The sequence below is a fragment of the Halorubrum alkaliphilum genome (assembly GCF_017873815.1).
GTDB classification, from domain to species: domain Archaea; phylum Halobacteriota; class Halobacteria; order Halobacteriales; family Haloferacaceae; genus Halorubrum; species Halorubrum alkaliphilum.
In genome coordinates this window covers 96,814-120,947 of the sequence record NZ_JAGGKQ010000002.1, presented here as the reverse complement: position 1 = coordinate 120,947, position 24,134 = coordinate 96,814, and the positions used below count along the sequence as shown (strand labels likewise).

Genomic DNA, 24,134 nt, shown 5'->3' with positions numbered 1-24,134 from the left:
AGAGCACGGAAACAAGACGGTTTGCTTCCGATTATCGCAGGGAATAATTCTCTCGGCGCGTCGGTCGGATGCGAACGGCCGTCGGCGGTCGGGTGAGATCCTCGTTCCCGGACGTCACATCGCGCCGCCCATGCCGCCCATACCGCCCATGCCGCCGCCGGGCGCACCACCCTCGTCGTCGCCGCCCGAGGTGGACAGGTCGCCCGCCGAGATGATGTCGTCGATTTTCAGGACGAGGTTCGCGGCCTCGGCAGCAGAGGCGATCGCCTGCTCCTTGGCGTGGGCCGTCTCGACGACGCCCGCGTCGAACGTGTCCTCGACCTCACCGCTGAACACGTTGAGGCCGGCGTTCTCGTCGCCCGCGTCGTGGGCCGCACGGAGGTCGACGAGCAGGTCGATGGAGTCGAGCCCTGCGTTCTCGGCGAGCACACGCGGAATAAGCTCCAGTGAGTCGGCAAACGCCTCGACGGCGAGTTGCTCGCGACCGGAGACGGAGTCGGCGTAGTCCCGGAGTCGACGAGCGAGTTCGACCTCGATGGCACCGCCGCCCGGGAGCGTCCGGCCGTCGGAGACGGTGGTCGCGACGACATCGATCGCGTCGTTGACGCCGCGTTCGAGTTCGTCAACGACGTGTTCGGTGGAACCGTACAGCAGTAGCGTCGCGCCGTGGGCGTCGGGCCCCTCGACGTGGAACAGCTCCTCCGCGGTGTCACGCTGAACCGTTCCGGGCGCGACGTCCTCGCTCGACAGCGAGTCGATGTCGGTGACGATGACCGAATCGAGGACGTTCTTGAGGAACGTCATGTCGGACTTCTTCGTCCGGCGGACCGCGAGGATCCCCTCTTTCGCGAGGTAGTGCTGGGCGAGGTCGTCGATCCCCTTCTGGCAGAAGACGACGTCCGCGCCGCTCTCGACGATCTGGTCGACCTTCTCGCGCAGCTGTTCCTCCTCCTGATCGAGGAAGCGCTGGAGCTGGTCGGGCGACTCGACGTTGACTGCGGTGTCGACGTCGGCCTCCTCGACCTCGATGGCGTCGTTGAGGAGGAGGACGTTCGCGTCCTCGAAGTCGGTCGGCATGTCGTCGTGAACCGGATCCTTGTCGATCACCGCCCCGGAGACGAGCCGCGACTCGCTCGCCGAGCGACCGGTACGGGTCTCGATGTTGAGGTTCGCGAGATCGACGACGTGGGAGCCGTCGTCGGCCTCGACGGTGACGCCCTGGATCGCGCGGACGATCAGGTCGGCGAGGACTTCCTTTTCGAGCTCCGCGCCCTTGCCGGTCATGGACGTTTCGGCGACGCTTTTGAGCGTTGCCGTGTCCTCGGCGTCGATCTCGGTTGCGAGCTCGTCGACCTGTTCGCGGGCGTACTCGCTCGCGAGGTTGAAGCCCTTGATGACCGCCGTCGGGTGGATGTCCTGTTCGAGGAGGTCCTCGGCGTTCTTCAGCAGCTCACCCGCGATGGCGACCGCGCTGGTCGTGCCGTCGCCGGCCTCGTCCTCCTGGGTCTCGGCGACCTCGACTATCATCTCGGCCGTCGGGTTGTCGATGTCCATCGTCTGGAGGATGGTGACGCCGTCGTTCGTGATGGTGACGTCGCCCATCGAGTCGACGAGCATCTTGTCCATCCCTTTCGGCCCGAGCGTCGAACGTACCGCCTCGGCGACGCCGCGTGCCGCGGAGATGTTGTACTCCTGCGCGTCCTTGTCCTTCACGCGCTGGGCGTCGTCCCCCATGATGACCATCGGCTGACCCTGCTGCATTCGCTGACTCATACAACGCTTGATTGATTGTGATTCTATATAAATATGTCGCTACCCGCTCCCGGGGCGGAGCTAGGACCCACCGACGCCGAAGCCAGTTATATCGACGAAAACGCACGACTGAACGGTTCCAATACGCGAATAGTGTTGACTATTCACATACAGTGACGTACCGGAGATCCACCCCTATCCCACCCGTTTATATATTGTCGTATCAGTACGGTCCGACGGGCGCGTGGCTAGGTCGGCACGGGAGGGGGAGCGGACGCGGAACCGATGCCGGACCGTTATTACGAACCACGAGGAACGTGGCAGTATGACTGCGCTCAAGGGGCCGCTGGAGGGGCGCCACGGTTCGTGGTCCGTCGGTGAACTCGTCGGAACGACCTCCCGATGGACGACGTACCGCGGGACCGACGAGGCGGGATCCCCGGTCGCGATCCGGACGCCGACGGGCGAGATCTCGAGCGACCAGTACGACCGGTTCGACTCGCTCGCTCGCCAATGGTCGTCCGTCGACGAGCGTCGGACGGTGCGGACGCTTCGCGACTGGGGGACCGACCCCGAACCGTGGGTCGCCGTCGAGTACGTCCCCGAGGAGTTGGCGGCGTGGGCGACCGGTGACACCCTCGCGATCGCGACCGCCTGCGACCTCCGGACCCGCGGGGAGTTGCTCTCGGACATCTGTGAGGTGCTTCGCACCTACGGTCGGTACGGTTCGACGCCCGCGCACCTCGGGATCCACCCGGACTGTCTCTCCTTCCGGGTCGACGACGACGGTCCCGTCGCGGTGGTCGGCGACTGGGGACTGAGCCGGCTCGTCGAGGAGCCGCCCGTCACGCCGTTCACCGCCCCCGAGCAGCTCGACGGCGACCACGCGAGTCGTCGAACCGACGTGTACCGGATCGGCGTCCTCGCCGCCGCCGTTCTGTCCGGCTCGCGACCGTTCGAGGAAATGAGTCCCGACCCCGCGAACGACGAGGGGGCCCCCGCCGAGAGCGTGACCGACCGCGACACGACCGCGCTTGCGGCCGCGATACGCGAGGGATTCGACGTCGACACGCTCGCGGACGAGCTCCCCGATGACGCGGTGCGGCCGATACGGCGAGCGGCGGACACGGACCCCGAGACACGCCAATCGACGACGTACCCGCTCGGTCGGGACCTTCTCGATGCGGTTCCCTCCGTCGGCGTGGGCGATCGCGAGGCCGACGCGCTCGCGGCCACGGTCGCGCCGAGTGCGCCGGGGTCCTCCGAGGAGACCGCCACCGAGGAGAAGAGCGGGAGTGACGGCGACTCTACCGACGGGGAAGACCGTGATCCTTCGGACGGCGAAGCCGACGACGCCATGGCGGGCACGGACGGGTCGAACCCGGCCGACGACAAGGGTTCGAACCCGGCCGACGGCAAGGGTTCGAACCCGGCCGACGGCGGAGAGCCGACCGCGGCCGATGACGGAAGTGTCGGCACGGGATCCACCACCCCCGTCGACGGCACAACGGACCCGGCGTCGGGCTCCGCCGGGTCGCGCCGATCGTTTCTCAAATACGGGGTCGGCACCGTCGGGATCGGGGGGGTCGCCTACGGGGCCATCCAGGTGTTCGGCGACGACCTGACCGGTGACGGCTCGGGGGCGGTCGCCGATCCGTCATCGGGAGCATCGGCGACCGACTCGGACGACGACGGGGAACCCTCGCTCGAAGTCACCGGCGGCACCGTTACGATAGGCGCTCGGTTCGGCACCGATCTCGAGACGCTTCCCGAAGCGATCGAGGACGTCGATATCCCTGCCGAGATAGACGTCGCGCTCGACGACCGGTTCAACGACCCGGATCGGATCGATCGGTATCTGGCGGGCGTGGAGGGCGGCGACGACGTGCCTGACCTCCTCCTCGTGAACACCGACGAGCTCACACGGGTCGTTCGAGCGGGGGCGACGGAGCCGCTCTCACGGTACGCGGACGATCACCCGATCGGCGATGTCCTCGGCGAGTCGTTCCCCGCCCTCGAACGGATGAGCCGAAACCCCGAGGACGGTGCGGTCCACGCGCTGCCGTACGGGTTCATACCGGAAACGGTGGCCTATCGGAAATCCGCATTCCGCGAGATCGACGACGAATCCACCTTCGAGGCGTGGATGACCGACCCGCCGACGTGGAGCGAGTGGTCGTCGATCGTCGCCGCGTTCCGACGGGATCAGGGGTTCGTGTGGGCGGGCGGTCGACAGTCGGTCCCACGGCCGTTCTCGGAAGTCCTCGCCGCGTTCGGCGGGTCATACTACGAGACCGACGGGAGTCGTCCCGCCGACGGCGACCCGGTCACCGTCGCCGACGCCGACGGCGTCGAGGCGGCAAACGTCCTCCACGACCTCGTCCTCGGCGGGGACCGTTCCGGCTCCGGGGTCGAACGAGCCAGCGCCGAAAGCGTGCTCGAGTTCGACGTGATCGATCCCGTATATACGTTCGCAGACGAGAACGCGATCGCCGCTCGGGTCCCCCTCTCGACCTACGAGTCGTTCTTTTCCGAGGCGGAGCGCGAGGACATCGGGATGATGCCGGCCCCGGCCGGTCCCGCGGGATCGTACACGGGCGTGTACGCCTCGTACGTCGTCGTCAATCCCAACACCGAGCTGCTCGGCGAGGCGCTCTCGGTCGCCGAGGCGTTCCGGTCACCGGTGGTCGCGTCGCTGCTCGTCGACCAGGGACTGGTTCCGACGCTGAACGGTGACCCGTTCTCGGTCGATGCGGTCGCCGACGCCCCCTACGCCGAACACCGTCCCGCGATCGAGTACGTCGCCGAGAACGCGGTGCTCGAACCGTCGACGGCGACGTGGTCCGCCGAGCGACAAGACGTGGGAGCGGTCCTTCGGAGTGCGATCACGGATGACCCGTCGGTGCTCGCGGAGATTGAGGCGATCTTGGAAGAACGGTGAACCACGAGGAGTCAGGTTCACCGAACGGCAACGGGGTTACTCCTCGTCGTCAGCGGTGTCAGCGTCGTCGTCGTCAGCGTCCTCGGCGTCCGAGGCGTCAGCGTCCTCCGTCGTCAGCCCGGCAGCCTCGAACGCGTCGGCGACATCGTCTCCGGGAACGGTTCGGTAGCCGTCCGCCTCGGTGATCGTCGCGACCGCGAGATCGCCGGGGACGAACTCGTCGTCGTGGGCGGCCAACGCGGCCACGCCGAGCTCGATACCTGCCGAAAGCGAGAGGTCCTCGGTCCACTCCTCTTCGAGGTGGCTCTGTATCTCCTTGCGGCCGCCGCCGATGACGGTCGCCTTCCACTCGTTGGGCGTCCCCGACGGGTCGGCCGCGAAGAGACAGGGCTCGCCGTCCTCGATGCCGCCGATGAGCAGCGCCGCGCCGTACGGCCGGGTGCCGCCGCGCTGGGTGTTCTCTTGGATGTGGTCCGTGATGAACTTCGTCAGCGTCTCGACGCCGACGGGCTCGCCGTAGCGGAGGCGGTTGCCCTGCGACTGGCGGCGCGCGAGGTCGATCAGCTGGCGGGCATCGGCGACGTGACCGGCACTCGCGGTGCCGAGGTGGTCATCGAGCTTGTGGAGCTTCTCGATGCTCTCGGCCTCCATCAGCGTGGAACTCGCGCGTGACATCGCGACGAAGACGACCCCGTCGGCCGTCCGGACCCCGACGCTCGGCGCGCCGCGCGAGACCGCCTCGCGGGCGTACTCCACCTGATAGATCCGGCCGTCGGGCGAGAACAGCGAGGTCCCGCGGTCGTACGCCTGCTGGTCGTTACCGCCCATCATCAGATCCCACCCGCTCGCGCGGTGACGAGTCCTTTCATTATCAGCATATAACCCCGGACGGTTGAAAAAGCATCCGTAACCGGTACGTCTCCGGGGCGGCGGTCCCGGCCGCCGCCGCACCGTCGAGACCGCCGCCTGCGACGAATATATGTCGCGTGAACCCCTACAACTGTTGACTTTGCCATCCACTCGAACGACGGCCCTCTTGCTCGCCTGTCTCGCCGCGACCGCGGTGGCCGGCGGTGTGGTGGGGGTCCCCGACGCGCGGATCACCGTCGATACGGTCGCGGTCGACCCGTCAGAGCCGGTCGTCGGTGAGCGAACCGCAGTGAACGTCACGGTCGCGAGCTCGGCGGGAAGCGCCGAACCGGCGAACGTGAGCGAACTCCGGCTCCGCGACGACGACGGTGAGATACACGATGTGGCGGCCGCGCCGGGCGCGCTATCGCCGGGTGACGACCTCGACGCGACGCTGTGGACGACGTTCGACGACCCGGGTGAACACCGACTTACCGTCGAGGTGACCGCGACGGAGCCGGTCGACGACGCGGACGAGGATTCGGACCCGCCAGTCGTCCGAGTACAGCGTGACGTCGTCGTCGATGTCGAACCGGCGGAGACGGCGGTCGATCTCCGCGTTCGCCCCCTCTCGCCGGCAGACCTCCGAGAGGACGACGGTGACGCCGAGGGGGTCGACGTCGGCGGTGTCGGCGGTATCGACGGACTGCTCGGCGGCGGCGGTGGCGGGCTGGAGACCGGATCGGACGAGGAGACGGTGGACCCGATGGCATCGCCCGTCGCCGTGACCGTCGTCAACACCGGGACCGTCGTCACCGACCGGGTGAGCGTGACGGCGTCGGGGCTCGGCTTGGAGGATAGCGACGCTGATGAGCCGAGTGACGTCGGCGATGCGGATGCCGGCGAGGCCGCGAACGGCACAGAAGCTCCCGTCGTGGACGCAGGTCCGTTCGTGGTCGAGGACGTCGCGCCCGGCGAGGAGCGCCGAGTCGTCCTCGACCTCGGTCCGCTGGACCGGCGATCGAACGTCACGGTCACCGCGGCGTTCCGCTCGTCCGCCGGCTCGCCCGACGGCGAGGGCGCGTCGGGAACCGCCGAGAGCGACCTGTCGTACCCGCCACGGGATGGCCGTCCGACGATCACGGGTGCGAGCGTGACGCACGAGGGCACCGACCGTGTCGTCGTCGACGCCAATCTGGCGAACACGGGCGACGCCGAGATCGAGGGTGTCGTCGTCGACGTGACCGCCGCCGACGGCGTCGCCGGCACCGCCGACGGGGAGTCGTACTTCGTCGGCGTCGTCGGCGAGAGCGACTTCGTTCCCTTCGAGATCCACGCCGCGGCGAACGCCTCCGTTGCCGACACCGTCCCGCTCCGGATCGAGTACACGGATCGGGGCGTTCGGTACGTCGAAACGGTTGCCCTCGACCTTCCGCCCCCGCCGGACGACGGGAGCGACGGCCGGTTCGCCGGGGTCTCCGGTGCCGGGATCGGCCCCATCGGACTCGGCGTCGGGACCGTCGGAGTCGTCGGGACCGTCGGAGCCGTCGGGATCGCGGTCGCCACGGTCGTCATCCGGCGTCGAGATGTATAGCGTCGCGCTGGAGGACGTGACGAAGCGGTACCCCGGAGGGGGTACGGAACCCGTGGTCGCGCTCGATGCCGTCGATCTCGCGGTCGATCCGGGGGAGTTCGTCGCGGTCGTCGGTCCGAGCGGCTCCGGAAAGTCGACGCTGCTTAACGTTCTCGGCCTGCTCGATGACCCGACTGACGGGCGACGACTGCTCTCCGGGACCGACGTGACGAGCCTCTCTGTCGGGGAGCGAACGACGGCCCGGAAGGAGTCGATCGGGTTCGTTTTCCAGGACTTCCATCTGCTGCCGACGCTGACCGCGGTCGAGAACGTCGCGTTACCGACCGCGTTCGACCCCGGTGACGCGACCGACCGGGCCGCGTCGCTCTTGGAGCGGTTCGGACTCGGAGACCGGCTGGACCACGAGCCGACCGAGCTGTCCGGTGGCCAGAAACAGCGGGTCGCGATCGCGCGATCGCTCATAAACGACCCCGACGTGTTGCTGGCGGACGAGCCGACCGGGAATCTCGACACCGACACGGGCGAGTCGATCCTCGCTGAGTTCGAGCGGGTCCGGTCCGAGGGCGTCGCCGTGATCGCCGTGACCCACGACGCGCTCGTCGAGGAGTACGCCGATCGGGTCGTCGAACTCACGGACGGCGTACTCGTCGGCGGGAAGCCGCGTGAAGGGGACGACGGGAACGAGAGCGACGGGAACGAGAGCGACGACGAGGGGCCCGACCTCTTCGGCGACCCGTCACCCGCACCGAGTGAGGAGCGATGAATCCGGGCGCGTGGCGACCGGCGATCGCGATGGCCTCGCGGAACCTCCGGCGCAACCGGGTACGGACCGTACTCGCCGTTCTGGGCGTCTGTATCGGCGTGCTCGCGGTCGCCGTGCTCGGGATCTTCGGGAACGTGCTCGCGCTCGGTGCGGACGACGCCATCGGCGACATCGGCACGCAGGTCGTGCTCTCGCCGAACGCCGACGCGGGCGTGGAGTCGCTCTCGGAGGCCGACATCGCCGCGATCCGTCGGGCGGTCGGCGAGCCCGCGGTCGTCCCGCTGTACTCCGACGGCGCGGTCGTCTCCGGCCCGACGGAACAGGGGTTCGCGACCGTCTACGGCGTCGAACAGCCCGGGATCGCGTTCGAGGCGGCCGAGGGGCGCGTCCCGGAGCGACACAGACAGGGCGCGATCCTCGGGGCCGGGCTCGCGGCCGACCTCGACGTGGGCGTCGGCGACCGCGTCGAGGTCGCGGGCGGACAGACCCGCGTGGTCGCCGTGCTGGCGGAGTCACAGACGTTCAGCCCGGTCGCGCCCGACGACGCCGTTTTCCTGCCGGAGTCGGCGTTCGCCGCCGACGGCTACGATCAGGTGCTCGTCGTCTCCGAGACGGGCGGGGAGGCGCGGGCGGCCGCGGACGCCGTCCGCGAGTCCGTGAACGACCGCGAGGAGCGCGTCGACGTGTTCGAACTGGCCGCGATCGTCGACGAGATCGACGAGTTCTTCGACCTCCTCGGAACGTTCCTGCTCGGGTTGGGCGGCATCTCGCTCGTCGTCGCGGGCGTCTCGATCCTCAACGTGATGCTCATGAGCACCGTCGAGCGCCGACAGGAGATCGGCGTGATGCGGGCGGTCGGCGTGACCCGGCGTGACGTCCTTCGCGTGTTGCTCGCGGAGGCCGGCCTCATCGGCGCGATCGGTGCGGCCATCGGGACGGCGCTGACCGTCCTCATCGTCGCCGCGCTCGTCGCCGCGACCCCCGCGGTCGACGCCGCGATCGTTCTGGACCCGACGAACGGCTACTACCTCCTGTTGGCGCTCGGGTTCGGCGTCGGCGTCGGGCTCGTGAGCGGCGCGTACCCGGCGTGGAAGGCCGCAAACGAACGGCCCGTCGAGGCGCTGCGGAGCTAAGTAGTTCGGCCCACCGGACCGTTCGACTCGCCCGTTCGACTCGCCCGTTTGACTCGCCCGTTCGACTCGCCCGTTCGAGACCCGTGCGTCGGACGGGACGCTCACCGGTCGTATGCCGCCGGATCGAACGGACGTGACCGCTCCCAGTGCGTCGAGAACGCTTCCGATGCCCACTCGCGCACCTCCGGATCGTCGGTGTGGATGGCGGCCCTGAGGATCCCGCCGTCGTCGCGAACGAGGACGTACACCGTGTCGTCGGCGACGGTGACGGAGATCGGTATCTCCTCGTGGGAGACCCTGATCTCCGCGCCGTCGTGATCGACCAGTGCTCGCAGCCGCGTCCAGAGGCGGTCGTCCGACGCGAGCGCGTCGATCGCGCCGGTGGAGAGAACCGCCTCGAACTCCTGCGCGCCGGCGGTGACGCGCTCGTGAGCGATCGTGAGACTCTGTTCGTTGAGCGTGTGCGAGAACGCACGCAGCGTTCGGGCACCTCTCATTCCTTCGAGCACACGTTGGAGTGGCGCGCTCGGACGTGTTCTGCTCGGGGTGGTCACCGTCGCGTCGGCGAGTTGACGCAGGTCGAATCCCAGCTCTGCTGTCGGGAGATACGTTATTACGTCACGTAGCTTGCCCTCGGTTTCGAGCACCGACACGAGTTCGTCGACCCCTTCGGCGACGAGCCTCCCGGTGGCCGTCGCGCTGTACGTGTGATCCGACCTCGTCACCCACGACCGCTCGACGAAGTCCTCGAGGATCCGCCCGAGCGTCGCCTGTGAGGCACCCGTGGCGGTTGCGAGTTCTCCCCGAGTGTGCGGCTCCGCCGCTAACAGCTGTAACACCTCGACGCGATTCGTCGAGCGGGCGAGAAACTCGATCTCGTCGAGCGGACGCTTCATACGTTTCCCAGCGTCCAGCGAAATAAACCGGCTTCGCTCTTTGCGCCGTCGACTGAGGTGCCCGTTTCAGGGGATGAAACTCTGTCACCGAGCCGGCCGATTTCCCGCCGTGGAACGTTTTCTGGAGTCCGTTATCCGTCCTGAACCCCGAGTGTGGTACATGACGACCTCCCCACGATCGACGCCGGGTTCCCCCGGCCCTCGGTTCACCCAACCCGGATCCCGAGGTGAGACAGTAGCGTGTTGAACCGACGAACTGGCCTCCTGTTCGTGGTCTCGGCCGTTCTCTTCGGCGGGACCTTCGTCGCGGCGAAGGTCGGGCTCGACCACCTCCCGCCGCTGCTGTTCGTCGCCCTTCGGTTCGACATCGGCGCGGTCGTGTTGGCGGCGTTCGCCGCGACTCGCCTCTCCTGGGCGGACCTGCGACCCCGGACGCTCGGCGACGTGGCCGGAATCCTCGCGACGGGCGCGCTCGTCATCGGCCTCACCAACGCGCTGTTGTTCCTCGGTCAGCAGTACGTGACGAGCGGCGTGGCGGCCGTCGTCTTCAGCCTCAATCCGATCCTGACGCCGGTGTTCGCCGGACTCCTGCTCAGCACGGAGCGACTCTCACACCGGGGGATCGCCGGAATGGGGCTCGGACTCCTCGGCGTCGTGCTGGTCGCGAACCCCGAACCCTCGGCGCTGCTCGGAAACGGACCCGGGGTGCCGTTGCTGTTCGCCGCCGCCGTCGTCGGCGCGCTCGGCGTCGTGTTGATCCGCCGCGCGGACGCGACCATTTCGAGCACGGCTCGCACCGTCTGGGGGGTTCCGATCGCGGCGGTGCTCTCACACGCGATGAGCTTCGCGGCCGGCGAGTCGATGGCGGGAGTGACGATGGCACCCGCCGCGGTCGCCGCACTGCTGTACGTCGGCGTGTTCTCCGGCGCGATCGCGTATCTCGCGTACTTCGCGCTGATCGACGAGACCGACCCGACGCGGGCGAACCTGCTGTTCTACTTCGTCCCGGTCGTCTCCGCGGTCGGGGGGTGGGCGCTGCTCGGCGAGACGCTCTCCGTGTTGTCGATGGCCGGGTTCGCCGTCATCTTCGTCGGCTTCCTCCTCGTCAGCGGACTCTGGGCGAACACGTCGCGAATGCTCTCCACTGCCGTCGCACCATTAAAAAGGTGAGTCGCCGAGCGGGAGAGCCGCAGGCCGGTCACCGATCCGGTCGATCCGTGGTCCGCTCGTAGGTTACGAAGGCGAGGTCGTCGCTGTCGTTGCCGTCGCTGCCCGCCTTGTCCGGCGTTTCGCGGGCGTTCTCCGCCCACACGTCCGGGTCCCACTCCGGAAAGTACGTGTCTCCCTCGGGTCGTTCGGGAATCTCCGTCAGGACCATTCGGTCCGCGAGCGGCAGAAGCTCCTTATAAACGGTCGCGCCGCCGATCACGTAGACGGTATCGACACCCCTGCTGGCTGCCGCGTCCGTGGCCCGATTGATTGCCTCGTCGAGGTCACCGGCGAGGACCGCACCGTCGGGGAGGTCGAGATCGCGGGTGGAGAGAACGACGCTCGTCCGCTCCGGGAGCGGGCCGCCGATCCGCTCGACGATGCTCTCGTAGGTCGTTCGCCCGACGATCACGGGATGGCCGGTCGTCAGACGTTTGAAATGTGCGAGGTCGGCGGGGTAGTGCCACGGCATCCCCGCGTCAACGCCGATGACGCCGTTCTCAGCGACCGCCGCGACGAGGACGAGGTCGACATCGTCGGGGAAATCCGAGTCGCCGCGGTCGCCACGCCCGGCCGCCCCGCCGTCGTCCTCCGCCATCACTCCGCGACCGCGAAGGAGAGCCCCTCCGCGGAGTCGTAGTCGACGACCTCGACGTCGTCGTACGTCAGTTCGTCGAGCGGGACGTCGGCTATCTCGATCCGCGGCCGGTCGCGCGGCTCGCGCGAGAGCTGTTCGAGCAGCCCGGGAACGTGGTCGTACCCCCCCTCACCGTCGGCCTCGGCGGGCGCGGCGTCCGCCACCCACTCCTTTACGCGCAGGTAGTCGGCGTCGTCCTCGACGTTCGCCAGCCGCTCCTGAACTCGAGGGAGGTTCTCGGCGTACCACTCGCCGCGGTCGCCCCGTCCGCAGTAGACGTGTGCGTCCACCACCGTGTGGCCGAACTCGCCGACCTCGAAGCCGGTTCGTTGGGCCAGCGCGTTCGCGAGCAGCGCGTACGCGGCGATGTTGAACGGGACGCCGAGCGCGATGTCGCCGGAGCGCTGCGTGAGATGGAGGTTGAGCTTGCCGTTTTGAACGTTCACGACGAACGTGTAGTGACACGGCGGGAGCGTCGAGACGGTCGCGTTCGCCGGGTGCCACGCGTTCACGACCATCCGTCGGGAGTGGGGGTTCTCACGGAGCGTGTCGAGCACGTACTCGATCTGATCGAAGGTCCGGCGTTCGGTCCCGTCCGGCCCCTCCTCGACGGTCACCCAGCGATGGGCGTCGTCGGGCCACGTCTCGCCCGGCAGTCCGTCGGCCTCGTCCGGTACCGGGAACCGCCGCCAGAACCGACCGTAGGCGGTATCGAGCAGTCCCTCCTCGTCGGCCCAGGCGTCCCATATTTTCGTCTCCTCCCGCAGGTTGCGGACGTGTTCCTCGCCGGAGAGGTACCACAGCACCTCGTGGATGAGCGAGTTCCAGCGGTAGCCGTCCATCCGCTTCGTCGTCAGCAGGGGGAACCCCTCCGCGAGGTCGACGGTGTACTGGCCGCTGAACGTCGCGATGGTGTCCACGCCGGTGCGGTTCGGCTTGTACGTGCCCGTCGAGAGCGTGTCGTCGACGAGGTCGAGGTACTGTTGCATTGTGTCGTGGCGTGACGACGTCGCCCCGGCGACCCGGTCGTCGGAGCGATCGGTCTATCGGTCCAACGGGCTACGCGACTTAAACATCGCCGTCTTCCCCTCGGACTTGCCGACGGTTCACTCCCGCCCGAACACCCCCCGTTTGAGCCGTCCGACCGTTCCGTTTTTCAGGCGGCGACCCGCCTTCGAGAGCCGGCGTCCCGCAGTCGTCGCAGCGAACGCCCCACGGACGAACCACCCGGTCGGGATCCGGTCGGGGAAGGTGAACGGGCCGATTCGAGAGACGCCGACCGTCCGCGACTCCGTAAACCGCCGGACTCCCTCCGGGCCGTTCCGCCGGCCGATCCCCGAGTCGCCGAATCCTCCCATCGGCGCGTCGCGCGCGCCCCAGCCGGTCAGGAATCCGTCGTTCACGGAGACGGTCCCGCAGTCGATCCGGCGAGCGACCGCCGCGCCGCGCTTTCGGTCGGCGGTCCAGACGCTCGCGTTGAGACCGTACGGCGAGTCGTTTGCGGCCGCGACCGCGGCGTCGACATCAGGAACGGGCGTCACGGAGACGACGGGCCCGAACGTCTCCTCGCAGGCGACAGTCGCGTCCGGGTCGACCCCGGTCAGCACGGTTGGCTCGAAACAGTAGGGGCCGATATCCGGACGATGGCGACCCCCGGTCTCGACAGTTGCGCCGCGCTCTCTGGCGTCATCGACGTGTGATCGCACCCGGTCGAGTTGGTCGGCGTCGATCAGCGAGCCGAGGTCGTCGTCGTAGTCGTAGCCGGTTCCGAGCGTCAGTCGCTCCGTCTCGCGAACGAAGGCGTCGAGGAATGCGTCGTAGGCGGACTCGACGACGTAGATCCGCTCGGCCGCCAGACAGAGCTGTCCCGCGTTCGCAAAACAGACTTGGACCGCGCCCCGAGCCGCCGCTTCGATGTCGGCATCGTCGAGTACGACGAGTGGGTTGTTGCCGCCGAGCTCCAGCGAGCAGTCGATCAGGTTGCGCCCGGCACGCTCCGCGACGATCCGACCCGTCTCCGTGCTCCCGGTGAACGCGACGTGGTCGACACGGTCGATCAGGGCGGGCCCCACGGTCGGTCCCTCGCCGGTCACCACGGTCAGCACGTCCTCGGGAAGTCCGGCTGTTTCGAGTATCTCTGCGAGCGCGAGCGCGGTGTACGGCGTCTTCTCGTCCGGTTTAAGCACGACCGCGTTGCCCGCGAGCAACGCGGGGACCACGTCCGCAACCGACAGCGTGAGGGGGTAGTTCCACGGCGAGATCACGCCCACAACGCCAACCGGCTCGTAAGTGACCGTCGCTGTCGAGAGCCCCGGGACCGCGGCGTTCCGTCGGTCCTCAGCAATCGCGTCCGGACCCTTCCGAGCCGCGTACTCGCAGGCGAGCGGCACCTCGAACAGCTCTTCGACAGCGGTCCGACGGGACTTGCCGGTTTCGGCCTGAAGCAGATCGAGGAGCGCGGACCGCTCCGCAAGCAGCAGGTCCGCGGCCCGGTCGATCACCGCCGCGCGCTCGTCGATCGGACGGTCTGCCCACGCCGCCCCAGCCTCCCGGGCCCGGTCGACAGCGGTCGCAACATCGGTTTCGTCACACGCCGGCACCGACCCGATCCGCTCGGTCGTCGCGGGCGCAAACACGTCGAGGCTCTCGCCCGACTTCCCGTCCACGCGGTCCGCGAGTTCGACGAGCCGATCGGGTGAAAGTGAGGTCGCGGACGCGAGTGCGGTCGGACGTGAGGTCTCTGACGCCGAGGGAGACGCCGAAGTCGGAGGAATCATTCGATATCGATCGAAGCGGCTAGTCGGTGAAAGCGGTGTCGGCGGCGGAACGGAGCCGCAATCGCGCCGACCGCGACCGTAGCATCTAACCTCGCGCCGACCGCAGATCGGGTATGCGCATCGAACCGTTCGGCCTTGAACGCTGGTTCGCCGAGTACGAACACGAGGCCGACATCATGCTGGCCGAGAGCGGGATCCGGTCGCTCGACGCGGGTCGATTCGATCTCGACCCCGGCGAGCTTGGCTACGTGATCCCGACGAACGGTGACCCCGAGTTCCGGACCCGCGTGGGCGAGCGGTACGGGCGGAGCGCCGACGAGGTCCTCTTCACCTGCGGCACACAGGAGGCGAACTTCCTCGCGTTCCTCTCGCTCGTCGCAACTGATGACCCGCCGGGTGATGATGGCGTCGGTTCGGGCGACCACGCCGTCGTCGTCACCCCGACGTATCAGGCGCTTCACGCAGTTCCTGAGGCGTTTGGCGAGGTGACACGAGTCGAGTTGGAGCCGCCGACGTGGGAGCTCGATTCCGACGCAGTCGCCGACGCGGTCCGCGAAGACACCGCCGTCGTCGTCGTGAACAACCCGAACAACCCGACCGGCCGGTACCACGACGAAGCGGCGATGCGGGCGGCCTACGACATTGCCGTCGATCACGACGCATACCTCCTGTGTGACGAGGTGTACCGGCTGCTCGCCGAGAAGCCGCAGCCGCCGGTCGCGAGCTTCGGGGCCCACGGCATCTCCACGACGAGCCTCACGAAGGCGTACGGGCTGGCCGGGCTCCGGTTCGGCTGGATCGCCGGGCCGGAGGCGGTCGTCGAGCAGGCGTGGCGCTGGAAGGACTACACCACCATCTCCCCGTCGCTGTTCGGCCAGCACGTCGCGAAACAGGCGCTTGGCCGGCGCGAGGATCGGATCTTGGAGGAGAACCGCGAGTTGGCCCGCGAGCACCGCGAGCGCGTCGCCGAGTGGGTCGATCGTCACGACCTCGACTGGTATGATCCCGTCGGCGTCAACGCCTTCCCGACGGTGCCTGAGGGGTTCGAGGACGGCCGCGAGTTCTGTCGCGCGGTCGTCGAGCGCGAGGGGGTCGTGCTCGCGCCCGGCGATCTGTTCGGCTTTCCCGATCGCTTCCGGATCGGGTTCGGGCTCCCGACCGACGAGTTGGAGGAGGGTCTCGAACGCGTGAGCCGCGTGATCGACCACCCTGGTGCGGCCGCAGGCGGAGGTGACGCCTGATGGGATTAGTCGACGATCTCAGATCGGACGTGGTCGGTCTCGTTCGCGATCCGACCGACGAGCAGAAGGCGATCGTCGTCGCCGTCATCGCCATCATCATTTCGGACCGCTACTTCTGGTGGATCGAGTTCCCGTTCGTGGTGCGGACGACCGCGGCGGTCGGCGTCGGTTTCATCGCGCTGTTTATTACGAGCTACGTTCTTACCGGGCAGTTCGTGCCACCGGACGGCGACGACGAGGACGAGGAGGAGTACGAAGACGAGTTCCACCCGTGAACCGCTCGGGGCCAAACCCCGAGGCACTCGTCTTGAGCCGCCTGTAAAAGAGCAGGTGTACCGTTCATCGGCCACAGTGCCCGTTATATTCCGATCGGCCGGCAACGACGGGTTACGTTCCCGTTCGTGTCGTCTCACGGAAACGACAAGTTACATATCCGTTCGTGTCGTCGCACGGACCGTGCTGAACCGGCTCCGTGGCGCGGTCGAACGCGCATACCTGCGACACCTCCACCGGCGGGTGGAGCGGGTGCCGACACACGTCGCCGTCATCCAGGACGGGAACCGGCGCTACGCCCGGGAGCAGGGGGACGCCCCGCCCGACGGGCACCGCGCCGGGGCGAACACCACGGAGCGGCTGCTCGACTGGTGTGCGGACGTCGGCGTCGAGGAACTAACCTTGTACGCGTTCTCCACCGAGAACTTCGAGCGGCCGGACACGGAACTGGAACCGCTCTTCGACCTACTGGAAGCGAAGCTCCGGGAGTTCGCCGACGCTGACCGCGTCCACGATCAGGGCGTCCGCGTCCGCGCTATCGGAGACATCGGGCGACTCCCGAACCGCGTGCGGGACGCGGTCACGTACGCCGAGCGACGTACCGCCGACAACGACCGTTTCACGCTCAACGTTGCGCTCGCGTATGGCGGCCGCACCGAGCTGCTCGACGCGGCTCGCGAGGTCGTCCGCGAGGTTGCCGACGGCGACCTCGATCCCGCCGCCGTCGACGTCGAGGCCGTCGAGTCTCGGCTCTACGATCGGCCGGTCCGTGACGTGGATCTCATCATCAGGACCGGCGGCGACGAGCGAACCTCGAATTTCCTCCCGTGGCACGCCAACGGCAACGAGGCGGCCGTCTACTTCTGTGCCCCCTACTGGCCGGCGTTCTCGGAAGTCGATTTTATGCGCGCCATCCGGACGTACGGGGCCCGCGAGGAGACGTGGCGGCGCGCCCGAACCGAACGTGCCGCGGCACTCGTCCGGGCGGTCGCCGAGGTCGAACTCGCGGAGGCGCGTCGCGTCGCGACTCGGCTCCGTCACCGACTCCCCGGGATCGACCACACCGCACTCGACGAGGTGGTCTCGAACGACCCCGATATCGACGCTTCGAGCGAGTCGACAGAGCGCTGACCGGATCGGATCGATCGCCGACGCACTACCGGCGAAACGATCGACCGCTCATGCCGGATTCTTTCGCGTCAGGTCGCTGCCGCAGATCGGACACCGCTCGCGGTTTTCGTCGAAGGTTCGGCTACAGCCGACACACTGGAATCGCCACTCTCGTTCTTCCGTGATGCCGTCGCGAGCGATGGGCTCGACGTCCAGATCCAGTCGCTCGGCGACGTTCTGCATCGCGTAGTCGTCGGTGACGAGCGTAGCGTGAAGCTCGACGGCGGTCGCGATCAGCCTGACGTCGGTATCCGAGAGCTCGGCGAGGTCGCCGGAGCCGCGCGCGGCGCGCTCGACGTTCCCCACTGCCTCGGGCGCAGGGACGTGGATGGTCATCCCCGACCCCTCCATCGCGTCGAACCGGAGCGCGGTCTCGCCGTCGAGCTCGTCGTGGACTTCCGGCACCGAGACCACCGAGTCGTCGGTGGTGTACTCGTGGATGAACGCCGACGTGTCGAGAACTCTCATCAGCGGCTGACGACGATGTAGTCCTTCACCGCCTGGACGTTCCCGACGGGAACCTGTAGCCGACCGGTGTCGTCAACGTCGAACGTGACACGCTCGAGCCTGAGTTGTTCGTGCGGGCTGACGAGCAGGTGTCGGAGCTCGCCGGATTTCAGATCCATCGTGATGTTGTACAGATCGCCGAGCTCGGTCCCGTCCGCCCCCATTACTGCCTTCCCGGAGAGGTTCTCCGCCAAGATGTCTGCCATAGGGGTGTTTGTTCGGGGCACGATATTAAACGCCACGGGCCGTCGGACGGATGACGGACGGCAACACGCCGGGTGTCACGGACCGCCGGGGCCGCACCGCGCACGGCCGCGTCCTGAAACACTTAACTGACGGCCGGGCGGAACGAAACGTAACAACCTTCTCGGGGCGATTCTCATGACTGAAGACACTCACACGGACACCCTTCGGACGCCGATAGTTGCCGTCCTGGGCCACGTCGACCACGGAAAGACGAGCCTCCTCGACGAGATACGCGGCTCCGCGGTCAGCGAGGCCGAGGCGGGCGCGATCACCCAGCACATCGGCGCGACCGACATCCCGCTCGACACCATCTCGCGGATGGCCGGCGAGCTCGTGATCCCGGACGACTTCGACCTGCCCGGACTCCTGTTCATCGACACGCCGGGACACCACTCCTTCTCGACGTTGCGCGCCCGTGGCGGCGCGCTCGCTGACATCGCCGTGCTCGTTGTCGACGTCAACGACGGGTTCCAGCCACAGACCGAGGAGGCGATCGACATCCTCCGACGGACGGGGACCCCCTTCGTCGTCGCCGCCAACAAGATCGACACGACCCCCGGATGGAACCCGCAGGAGGGAGAGCCGATACAGCGGAGCATGGAGGCACAGTCCGAGCGCGCGATGTCGATGCTCAACGAGAACCTCTACGAGATCATCGGCCAGCTGTCCGACGCTGGCTTCTCCGCGGACCTCTACTGGCGCGTCCAAGACTTCCAAAAGAACATCGGCGTCGTCCCCGTCTCGGCGATCACCGCTGAGGGGGTCCCGGACCTGTTGGCGGTGCTCATGGGACTCTCCCAACGGTTCATGAAAGAGGAGATGGCGATAGACGTCAACGGACCCGGCGAGGGGACGGTGCTCGAAGTGAAAGACGAGCGAGGGTTTGGTGCGACCGTCGACACCGTCGTCTACGACGGCGTAATAGAGAACGGCGACGAGATCGTCGTGGGCGGTCAGGAGGAACCGATCGTCACAGAGGTGCGCGCGCTGCTCCAGCCCCGCCCACTCGCGGAGATCCGCACCGAGAAGCAGTTCGAAAAGGTGGCCTCGGTCGGGGCCGCCGCCGGAGTGAAGATCGCCGCGCCCGACCTCGACGACGCGATGGCGGGCGCACCGGTCCGGGTCGTCCGCGACAAACCGCTGGACGACGCCATCGCCGAGGTGAAAGCCGAACTCGCCGAGATCGAAGTCGACACCGCCGAGGACGGCGTCGTCGTCAAGGCGGACACGCTCGGATCGCTGGAAGCGATGGCGAACGCGCTCAGGGAGGCCGAAGTGCCGATCATGCGGGCGGAGGTCGGCGACGTCGCCCCGCGCGACATCGCCATCACGGAGACGGCGAACCAAGAGGAACACAAGGCGCTGTTGGCGTTCAACGTCGACATCCTCCCGAACGCCGAGACGGAACTGGAGAGCGCGGACGTGAAGCTGTTCACGAACGACGTGATCTACCAGCTGATCGAGGACTACGAGACGTACGTCGAGGAGCGCCAGCGCGCACAACAGGAGACGGTGCTCGACAAGGTGGTCCGGCCCTCGCGGTTCCGACTGCTCCCCGATCACACGTTCCGCCAGAACGACCCCGCGGTCGTCGGCGTCGAGATCATCGCCGGGACGCTCCAGAACAACCGCTCTGTCGGCTACTTCGAGGGCAACGAGTTCCATCGCGTCGGGAGTCTCTCCGGGATCCAGAAGCAGGGCGACGACGTCGACGAGGCGCGCTCGGGCGAGCGCGTCAGCATCGCCATCGACGGTCCAACGGTGGGCCGCGACATCGAGGAGGGAGACACCCTGTGGACTGAGGTCCCCGAGAAGCACGCGAAGATCCTCGAACAGGAACTCAAAGAGGAGATCACCGCCGACGAGCGCGAGGCGCTCGCCGGCTACCTCGACACGCGCCGAAAGCGCGACCCGTTCTGGGGGAAGTGAGGCCGTGGCACCCGGAGGAACACGGCTGAGCGTGGGAGAGCCGTCAACGTCACCCGCGACGACCCGACTCGCCGACCAGCAGTCCTGCGGCGAGGTGACGGCCGGATGAGCCTGCTGCTTACCGCCGGACTCGTGGCGGTCGTGCTCGCTGTCACCGCGACCTCGCTTGCCGCGTTACTCGTTCTCTGTGTCGACGGTGAGCAACGCCGGCGAGTGCTGACGGACCGCCATCACCTCCGCAGTCGACTGCGTGCGATCGCGCCGTACGTCGCGTTACTCGCAGCGATCCTCGTCGTGAACAAGGGGTTACAGACGTACATCGTCGCCTTCTCGTATCAGTACGGGATCGATCCGACGGCGCTATTCCATTCGATCGAAGGCAACGCCGTCGCCGCGATCCAGGCGCTGTTTCCGGAGTGGGGGACGGTGTATTTCGCCGGAGTGTACGTGTTCGGCTACGCGGTGCTGTTGACCTTTCCGCTGCTCGCGTACCTCTTCGCGTCATCGACGCGCCCGCTTGAGACGCTCGTCGCCGCCTACGGGATCAACTACGCCGTGGCGATCGTGTGTTACGCGGTCGTTCGAGCGTACGGACCACGGACGTATCACCAGCGCTCCGAGTCGGCAACGACAGTGAGCCACGGTCTTATCGAGCTGTTTCCCGAGATCGTCTATCTCACCTCGCTCGTGAACTCACAGACGAACGTGTTCCCCTCCCTCCACACGTCGCTATCGGTGACGGTACTCGTGGTTGCGGGCATGACACACGCGGAGTTCCCCCGTTGGACTCCGGTCGCGTTCGTGCTCGCGACGAGCATTGTGCTGGCGACGATGGCACTCGGGATCCACTGGATGGTCGACGTCGCCGCCGGTATCCTGCTCGCGGCGGGCAGCGTACTCGGCGCACGGTCGGTCGTCACGAACGACGACGGCACCGAGCCGACGCGCCACGCCGAGCGACACGGTGCGACCGGCGACGACTGAGACCGGTCGGACCGCCCTGCCTCGGCGACGACCGAACTGACACGGTCGCGAAACGCAGTCACGGGCTCCGGCTTCTCCCGGGTGAACGGTACGTCCGCTGACCCGTATCACGGGTCCGAGAGGGAGTCGACTGCCACCCTCCGCCGAAACGGCGATCGCCGGTCCCGATGGACGCAGCGCTCTTTGCCGCCGGCCGGCCCCTCAATGCGTGCCACGAGAGTCGACCGATCCTCGCCGGGTAGCGGAGTCACAGCAGGTCATCCGGCAGCTCACAGGTTCGATCGGCAACGAACAATATCCAACCGGCAACTCGAACGTCCGGGACCCTCCGGGCGTCCGGTCGACCGGCACCCGTTTGGCCGGCACGGGTCTGTCCAGCGGATATCGACGTTCACGGCCCGTCTTCGTGGTCGTGAGTCAACTCCGGGTGCTGCCGCTAGCGAACGGTGAACTGAACCGCAAAAAGGCCCGCGGACACCCCACGTCGGTCCGCGGGAGAACGACACCGTGAAACCGCCCGAACGGTGATACCGCGACGCTACGTCGTCAGTCGTCGGCCGGAGCCGCGCCGCCGCCGCTGGCGGAGCCGAGCCCGGACGCCATGCCCGCGATCGTGGACTCGTTGTCGACGACCCAGCGGAGCAGGAGGAACGCGAAGATGTACTTCGCGACGATGTCGAGGCCACTGTAGGCCCAGGACGTGATCGCGACATCGAGCACCGCGATCCCCTCAGCACCGAGCGCCCAGAAGATCGGGTAGCCGAGCCACATCACGACGGTGAGGATCTTCAGCGTGTTGAAGATCTCCGAGGTTCCAGCGACTTCGGCGTCGGCTGCCCACTCGACGAGGAGCACGTACAGCACGACGAGGAAGAACGCGCAGCTGATGAAGTACCAGAACCAGCGGAGCGCGTGAGAGGACGTGGTCAGCGCGGCCGCGAGACCGGTGACACACATCCCGATGTCAGCCACGATAGCCGTGAAGATCTTCGTGATGTTCGAGCCCGCGAGCAGACCGAGCGCGAGCAGAATCATCGGCGTCGAGAGCGCCCACGTGAGGTAACGGCCCCACATCGTGAGGACGCCGTCCGTGCCGCCGGCAATCGGCGTCGTCGAGCCGGCTGCCGCGTGTCCTGCTGGCATCTCGAGGACGCTCATCGTGAGTCCGGACGCGAGTCCGGTGTAGCTGGAGATGGATACCAGCGGGACCATGAGCGTCGCGACGAAGATCAGCTGTGCGCGCGGGTCCTCCACGTTCCGCCCCATGAACACGAAGAGGAGGATCGAGAGCCCTGCCAAGGCGATGTTGACCCACAACGAGAGGTTCAGTAACATCCCCTCATCGCTTTGGAGGTAGTTCCAGATATCGGTCTGGGTTACCTCCAGGGGGACTCCCTGTGCTGCTACCGCTAGGTCGGCTGCTGCTGTTTCTATCATGCGACACCTACGGGTTGGTTCTACTTTGATTAAATCTATCAACCTAACGAGTATGGATCGCGGTGGAACCGGCCCTACAGGAGGGGTGGTACGTGTCCATCTCCGGTACCACGACGTAAAATGTCTTGTGGTGGTATACCACACTTCTGCTTCACTCGCGAGCGAGGAAGGAGAGTCGATCGAACCCCCCGATCGAGACGTCCTCGGCGACCGCGTCCGCACAGTGTTCGCCGCTCAGCAGACACATCGGCACGCCGATCCCCGGGTTCGTCCCGCCGCCGACGTGGTAGAGCCGGTCGACCCCTCGAACTCGGGGACCCGGACGGAGGGGGCCCGTCTGTGTGAGCGTGTGTGCGAGTCCGAGCGCGCTTCCGCCGGGACGGTTGAACCGGCGCGCAAACTCGGAGACACACGCCGACTCCTCGACGACGATCCGGTCCGCGAGGTCGACGCCCGTGTACGACGCCACCGTCTCCAGTACCGTCTCGCGGAACCGTTCTCGTCGCTCCGGAGCGTCGTCGAGCCCCGGAGCCAACGGAACGAGGATCACGACGCTCTCGTGGCTCGACGGCGCGACAGACGGATCGGTTCGCGAGGGAACGTTGACGTACACCGTCGGCTCCTCCGGCCACCGGGGGTCCTCGAAGATGGCCTCGAAGTGGGGATCCCAGTCGGTCGGTAACGCGAGCGTGTGGTGTGCCAACTCGTCTACCCGTCCCTCGACGCCGAGGTATAACAGGTACGCCGAGGGCCCGTACGTACGACGGTCCCAGTAGTTGCCGAGTCGCGGGACGCTCCCCGCGGGCAGCAGTTCTCGTTCCACGTACTCCGGGGGGACGTTACAGACGACCCGGTCGTGGACGTATCGGTCGCCGCCGAGGTCGACCGCGACGCCGCCCGAGACGGGGTCGAGGCCGGTAACTTCGACGTTCGTGTGGACGTCCGCGCCGCGCTCGCGTGCCACCGCCTCGACCGCCTCAACGACTTCGTACATCCCGCCGATCGGGTAGTACACGCCGAGGCCGTAGTCGACGTGGCTCATCAACTGGTACATCGCCGGCGTGTCGTGCGGGGACCCGCCGAGGAACACGAGGGTGTACTGGAGCAGCTGCCGGAGCTTCGGGTGGTCGACGTACTCGCTCACCCGCTCGTCGAGACTGTCGAGCAGGGCCAGTTCACGGCCGGCACGGAGAACGTCGGTCGAGAGGTAGTCACGAAGGCGCGACCGCCCTGGGAGGACGACCTGCTCCATTCCGGCTTCGTATGCGGCTTCGGCGTCCGCGAGGTATCGACGGAACGCCTCCGCACCGCCGTCCTCGTACGACTCGAACAGCCGTGCGGCGGCCTCAGGATCGGCTGGTACGTCCACACGGTCGCCGTCGTCCCAGAACACGCGGTAATGCGGGTCGAGCCGCTCCAGCTCGTAGAACTCCGCGGGCTCGTGACCGAAGTGACCGAAGAACCGCTCGAACACCTCCGGCATGAGGTACCACGAGGGACCGGTGTCGAACCGAAATCCGTCCCGTTCGATCCGGCCGGCGACGCCGCCGACCCGGTCCGAACGCTCGTACAGCGTCACTGCCGCGCCGTCGTCGGCAAGATACGCCGCCGCGGCGAGCCCGCCGATCCCGCCGCCGACGATCCCGACTGAGGTCCCGTCGAGAGAGCGATCGCTCATCGTGTGACACGTGATCGTCCATCGCCGAGAATCATCGCCGTCATGCGACGGGCTTTTATATGTCGTCGAAGCGGCTTGGGGCGTACCTGTCAGGCCCCGCCGATTTACTCGTGGGATA

At 67.5% G+C, this 24,134-nt stretch carries 20 protein-coding genes; 10 read left to right on the top strand and 10 right to left on the bottom strand.

Annotated features, from left to right (window positions below; translation table 11 throughout):
* Positions 1-114: 114 nt before the first annotated feature.
* The gene (thsB, locus tag J2751_RS01800) at positions 115-1,761 is read right to left on the bottom strand and encodes a thermosome subunit beta (RefSeq protein WP_209482881.1); all 1,647 of its coding nucleotides are present in this window, start codon (positions 1,759-1,761) and stop codon (positions 115-117) included.
* A 316-nt stretch (positions 1,762-2,077) separates the two neighbouring features.
* Here thsB and J2751_RS01795 point away from each other — a divergent pair, with 316 nt between their 5' ends.
* Positions 2,078-4,693 carry an extracellular solute-binding protein gene (locus tag J2751_RS01795; protein WP_209482758.1) on the top strand — a complete coding sequence of 872 codons (2,616 nt, stop codon included), beginning with the start codon at positions 2,078-2,080 and terminating at the stop codon, positions 4,691-4,693.
* 36 nt (positions 4,694-4,729) lie between these two features.
* On the opposite strand, the gene J2751_RS01790 is transcribed toward J2751_RS01795, so the two are convergent.
* The gene (locus tag J2751_RS01790) at positions 4,730-5,524 is read right to left on the bottom strand and encodes an archaeal proteasome endopeptidase complex subunit alpha (protein WP_209482757.1); all 795 of its coding nucleotides are present in this window, start codon (positions 5,522-5,524) and stop codon (positions 4,730-4,732) included.
* Positions 5,525-5,696: 172 nt separating this feature from the next.
* Between J2751_RS01790 and J2751_RS01785 the strand changes: the two genes are divergently transcribed.
* From J2751_RS01785 to J2751_RS01775, 3 genes are read left to right on the top strand one after another with little or no spacing between them, the layout of a single operon-like run.
* Positions 5,697-7,136 (top strand): COG1361 family protein, encoded by a 1,440-nt coding sequence (locus J2751_RS01785; RefSeq protein ID WP_209482756.1) that lies wholly within the window; start codon positions 5,697-5,699, stop codon positions 7,134-7,136.
* Positions 7,129-7,899, top strand: a complete 771-nt coding sequence (locus J2751_RS01780; protein WP_209482755.1) for an ABC transporter ATP-binding protein — start codon at positions 7,129-7,131, stop codon at positions 7,897-7,899. Before J2751_RS01785 ends, J2751_RS01780 begins: the two co-directional genes overlap by 8 nt.
* Positions 7,896-9,032, top strand: a complete 1,137-nt coding sequence (locus J2751_RS01775) for an ABC transporter permease (protein ID WP_209482754.1) — start codon at positions 7,896-7,898, stop codon at positions 9,030-9,032. Before J2751_RS01780 ends, J2751_RS01775 begins: the two co-directional genes overlap by 4 nt.
* A 101-nt stretch (positions 9,033-9,133) precedes the next feature.
* Here J2751_RS01775 and J2751_RS01770 read toward each other — a convergent pair whose 3' ends face one another.
* Positions 9,134-9,928, bottom strand: coding sequence for a helix-turn-helix transcriptional regulator (locus J2751_RS01770; protein ID WP_209482753.1), 795 nt, complete (start codon positions 9,926-9,928; stop codon positions 9,134-9,136).
* 240 nt (positions 9,929-10,168) lie between these two features.
* Between J2751_RS01770 and J2751_RS01765 the strand changes: the two genes are divergently transcribed.
* Complete coding sequence (locus J2751_RS01765) at positions 10,169-11,098, top strand: DMT family transporter (RefSeq protein ID WP_209482752.1); 930 nt, start codon at positions 10,169-10,171, stop codon at positions 11,096-11,098.
* A 28-nt stretch (positions 11,099-11,126) separates the two neighbouring features.
* Here the strand turns inward: J2751_RS01765 and J2751_RS01760 are convergent, their stop codons facing one another.
* The 3 genes from J2751_RS01760 to J2751_RS01750 all read right to left on the bottom strand — a co-directional run bounded on the left by J2751_RS01760 (position 11,127) and on the right by J2751_RS01750 (position 14,551).
* Positions 11,127-11,735, bottom strand: coding sequence for a dihydrofolate reductase (locus J2751_RS01760; protein WP_209482751.1), 609 nt, complete (start codon positions 11,733-11,735; stop codon positions 11,127-11,129).
* Entirely contained in the window at positions 11,735-12,763 is a 1,029-nt protein-coding gene (gene thyA / locus J2751_RS01755) for a thymidylate synthase (protein WP_209482750.1), read from the bottom strand. The genes J2751_RS01760 and thyA overlap by 1 nt, the downstream gene beginning before the upstream one ends.
* A gap of 117 nt (positions 12,764-12,880) precedes the next feature.
* Positions 12,881-14,551: a succinic semialdehyde dehydrogenase gene (locus J2751_RS01750; protein WP_209482749.1), complete on the bottom strand. Its 1,671-nt coding sequence runs from the start codon at positions 14,549-14,551 to the stop codon at positions 12,881-12,883.
* A gap of 113 nt (positions 14,552-14,664) precedes the next feature.
* Here J2751_RS01750 and J2751_RS01745 point away from each other — a divergent pair, with 113 nt between their 5' ends.
* The 3 genes from J2751_RS01745 to uppS all read left to right on the top strand — a co-directional run bounded on the left by J2751_RS01745 (position 14,665) and on the right by uppS (position 17,196).
* Positions 14,665-15,792: an aminotransferase class I/II-fold pyridoxal phosphate-dependent enzyme gene (locus tag J2751_RS01745; protein WP_209482748.1), complete on the top strand. Its 1,128-nt coding sequence runs from the start codon at positions 14,665-14,667 to the stop codon at positions 15,790-15,792.
* Positions 15,792-16,067 (top strand): hypothetical protein, encoded by a 276-nt coding sequence (locus tag J2751_RS01740; RefSeq protein ID WP_209482747.1) that lies wholly within the window; start codon positions 15,792-15,794, stop codon positions 16,065-16,067. Before J2751_RS01745 ends, J2751_RS01740 begins: the two co-directional genes overlap by 1 nt.
* Positions 16,068-16,248: 181 nt before the next feature.
* Positions 16,249-17,196, top strand: a complete 948-nt coding sequence (gene uppS / locus J2751_RS01735; RefSeq protein ID WP_209482746.1) for a polyprenyl diphosphate synthase — start codon at positions 16,249-16,251, stop codon at positions 17,194-17,196.
* Between the two features lie 48 nt (positions 17,197-17,244).
* Here uppS and J2751_RS01730 read toward each other — a convergent pair whose 3' ends face one another.
* The gene (locus J2751_RS01730; protein ID WP_209482745.1) at positions 17,245-17,703 is read right to left on the bottom strand and encodes an NOB1 family endonuclease; all 459 of its coding nucleotides are present in this window, start codon (positions 17,701-17,703) and stop codon (positions 17,245-17,247) included.
* The gene (locus J2751_RS01725; RefSeq protein WP_209482744.1) at positions 17,703-17,948 is read right to left on the bottom strand and encodes a PRC-barrel domain-containing protein; all 246 of its coding nucleotides are present in this window, start codon (positions 17,946-17,948) and stop codon (positions 17,703-17,705) included. Before J2751_RS01725 ends, J2751_RS01730 begins: the two co-directional genes overlap by 1 nt.
* Before the next feature lie 175 nt (positions 17,949-18,123).
* Between J2751_RS01725 and infB the strand changes: the two genes are divergently transcribed.
* Together infB and J2751_RS01715 are read left to right on the top strand one after the other, a co-directional pair.
* Complete coding sequence (gene infB / locus J2751_RS01720) at positions 18,124-19,917, top strand: translation initiation factor IF-2 (protein WP_209482743.1); 1,794 nt, start codon at positions 18,124-18,126, stop codon at positions 19,915-19,917.
* 105 nt (positions 19,918-20,022) lie between these two features.
* Entirely contained in the window at positions 20,023-20,901 is an 879-nt protein-coding gene (locus J2751_RS01715; protein WP_209482742.1) for a phosphatase PAP2 family protein, read from the top strand.
* A 546-nt stretch (positions 20,902-21,447) separates the two neighbouring features.
* Here the strand turns inward: J2751_RS01715 and J2751_RS01710 are convergent.
* Together J2751_RS01710 and J2751_RS01705 are read right to left on the bottom strand one after the other, a co-directional pair.
* On the bottom strand, positions 21,448-22,236 hold the full coding sequence (locus tag J2751_RS01710) for a bacteriorhodopsin (protein WP_245202555.1): 789 nt from the start codon (positions 22,234-22,236) through the stop codon (positions 21,448-21,450).
* A gap of 253 nt (positions 22,237-22,489) precedes the next feature.
* The gene (locus J2751_RS01705; protein WP_209482740.1) at positions 22,490-24,016 is read right to left on the bottom strand and encodes a phytoene desaturase family protein; all 1,527 of its coding nucleotides are present in this window, start codon (positions 24,014-24,016) and stop codon (positions 22,490-22,492) included.
* Positions 24,017-24,134: the final 118 nt, after the last annotated feature.

Coding starts and splice junctions, on each gene's coding strand:
- J2751_RS01740 (WP_209482747.1), top strand. CDS start 15,792: ATGGGATTAGTCGACGATCTCAGATCGGACGTGGTCGGTCTCGTTCGC.
- J2751_RS01715 (WP_209482742.1), top strand. CDS start 20,023: ATGAGCCTGCTGCTTACCGCCGGACTCGTGGCGGTCGTGCTCGCTGTC.
- J2751_RS01775 (WP_209482754.1), top strand. CDS start 7,896: ATGAATCCGGGCGCGTGGCGACCGGCGATCGCGATGGCCTCGCGGAAC.
- J2751_RS01710 (WP_245202555.1), bottom strand. CDS start 22,236: ATGTTACTGAACCTCTCGTTGTGGGTCAACATCGCCTTGGCAGGGCTC.
- J2751_RS01760 (WP_209482751.1), bottom strand. CDS start 11,735: ATGGCGGAGGACGACGGCGGGGCGGCCGGGCGTGGCGACCGCGGCGAC.
- J2751_RS01780 (WP_209482755.1), top strand. CDS start 7,129: ATGTATAGCGTCGCGCTGGAGGACGTGACGAAGCGGTACCCCGGAGGG.
- J2751_RS01770 (WP_209482753.1), bottom strand. CDS start 9,928: ATGAAGCGTCCGCTCGACGAGATCGAGTTTCTCGCCCGCTCGACGAAT.
- J2751_RS01795 (WP_209482758.1), top strand. CDS start 2,078: ATGACTGCGCTCAAGGGGCCGCTGGAGGGGCGCCACGGTTCGTGGTCC.
- J2751_RS01745 (WP_209482748.1), top strand. CDS start 14,665: ATGCGCATCGAACCGTTCGGCCTTGAACGCTGGTTCGCCGAGTACGAA.
- J2751_RS01705 (WP_209482740.1), bottom strand. CDS start 24,016: ATGAGCGATCGCTCTCTCGACGGGACCTCAGTCGGGATCGTCGGCGGC.
- J2751_RS01725 (WP_209482744.1), bottom strand. CDS start 17,948: ATGGCAGACATCTTGGCGGAGAACCTCTCCGGGAAGGCAGTAATGGGG.
- thyA (WP_209482750.1), bottom strand. CDS start 12,763: ATGCAACAGTACCTCGACCTCGTCGACGACACGCTCTCGACGGGCACG.
- J2751_RS01750 (WP_209482749.1), bottom strand. CDS start 14,551: ATGATTCCTCCGACTTCGGCGTCTCCCTCGGCGTCAGAGACCTCACGT.
- J2751_RS01790 (WP_209482757.1), bottom strand. CDS start 5,524: ATGATGGGCGGTAACGACCAGCAGGCGTACGACCGCGGGACCTCGCTG.
- thsB (WP_209482881.1), bottom strand. CDS start 1,761: ATGCAGCAGGGTCAGCCGATGGTCATCATGGGGGACGACGCCCAGCGC.
- infB (WP_209482743.1), top strand. CDS start 18,124: ATGACTGAAGACACTCACACGGACACCCTTCGGACGCCGATAGTTGCC.
- J2751_RS01730 (WP_209482745.1), bottom strand. CDS start 17,703: ATGAGAGTTCTCGACACGTCGGCGTTCATCCACGAGTACACCACCGAC.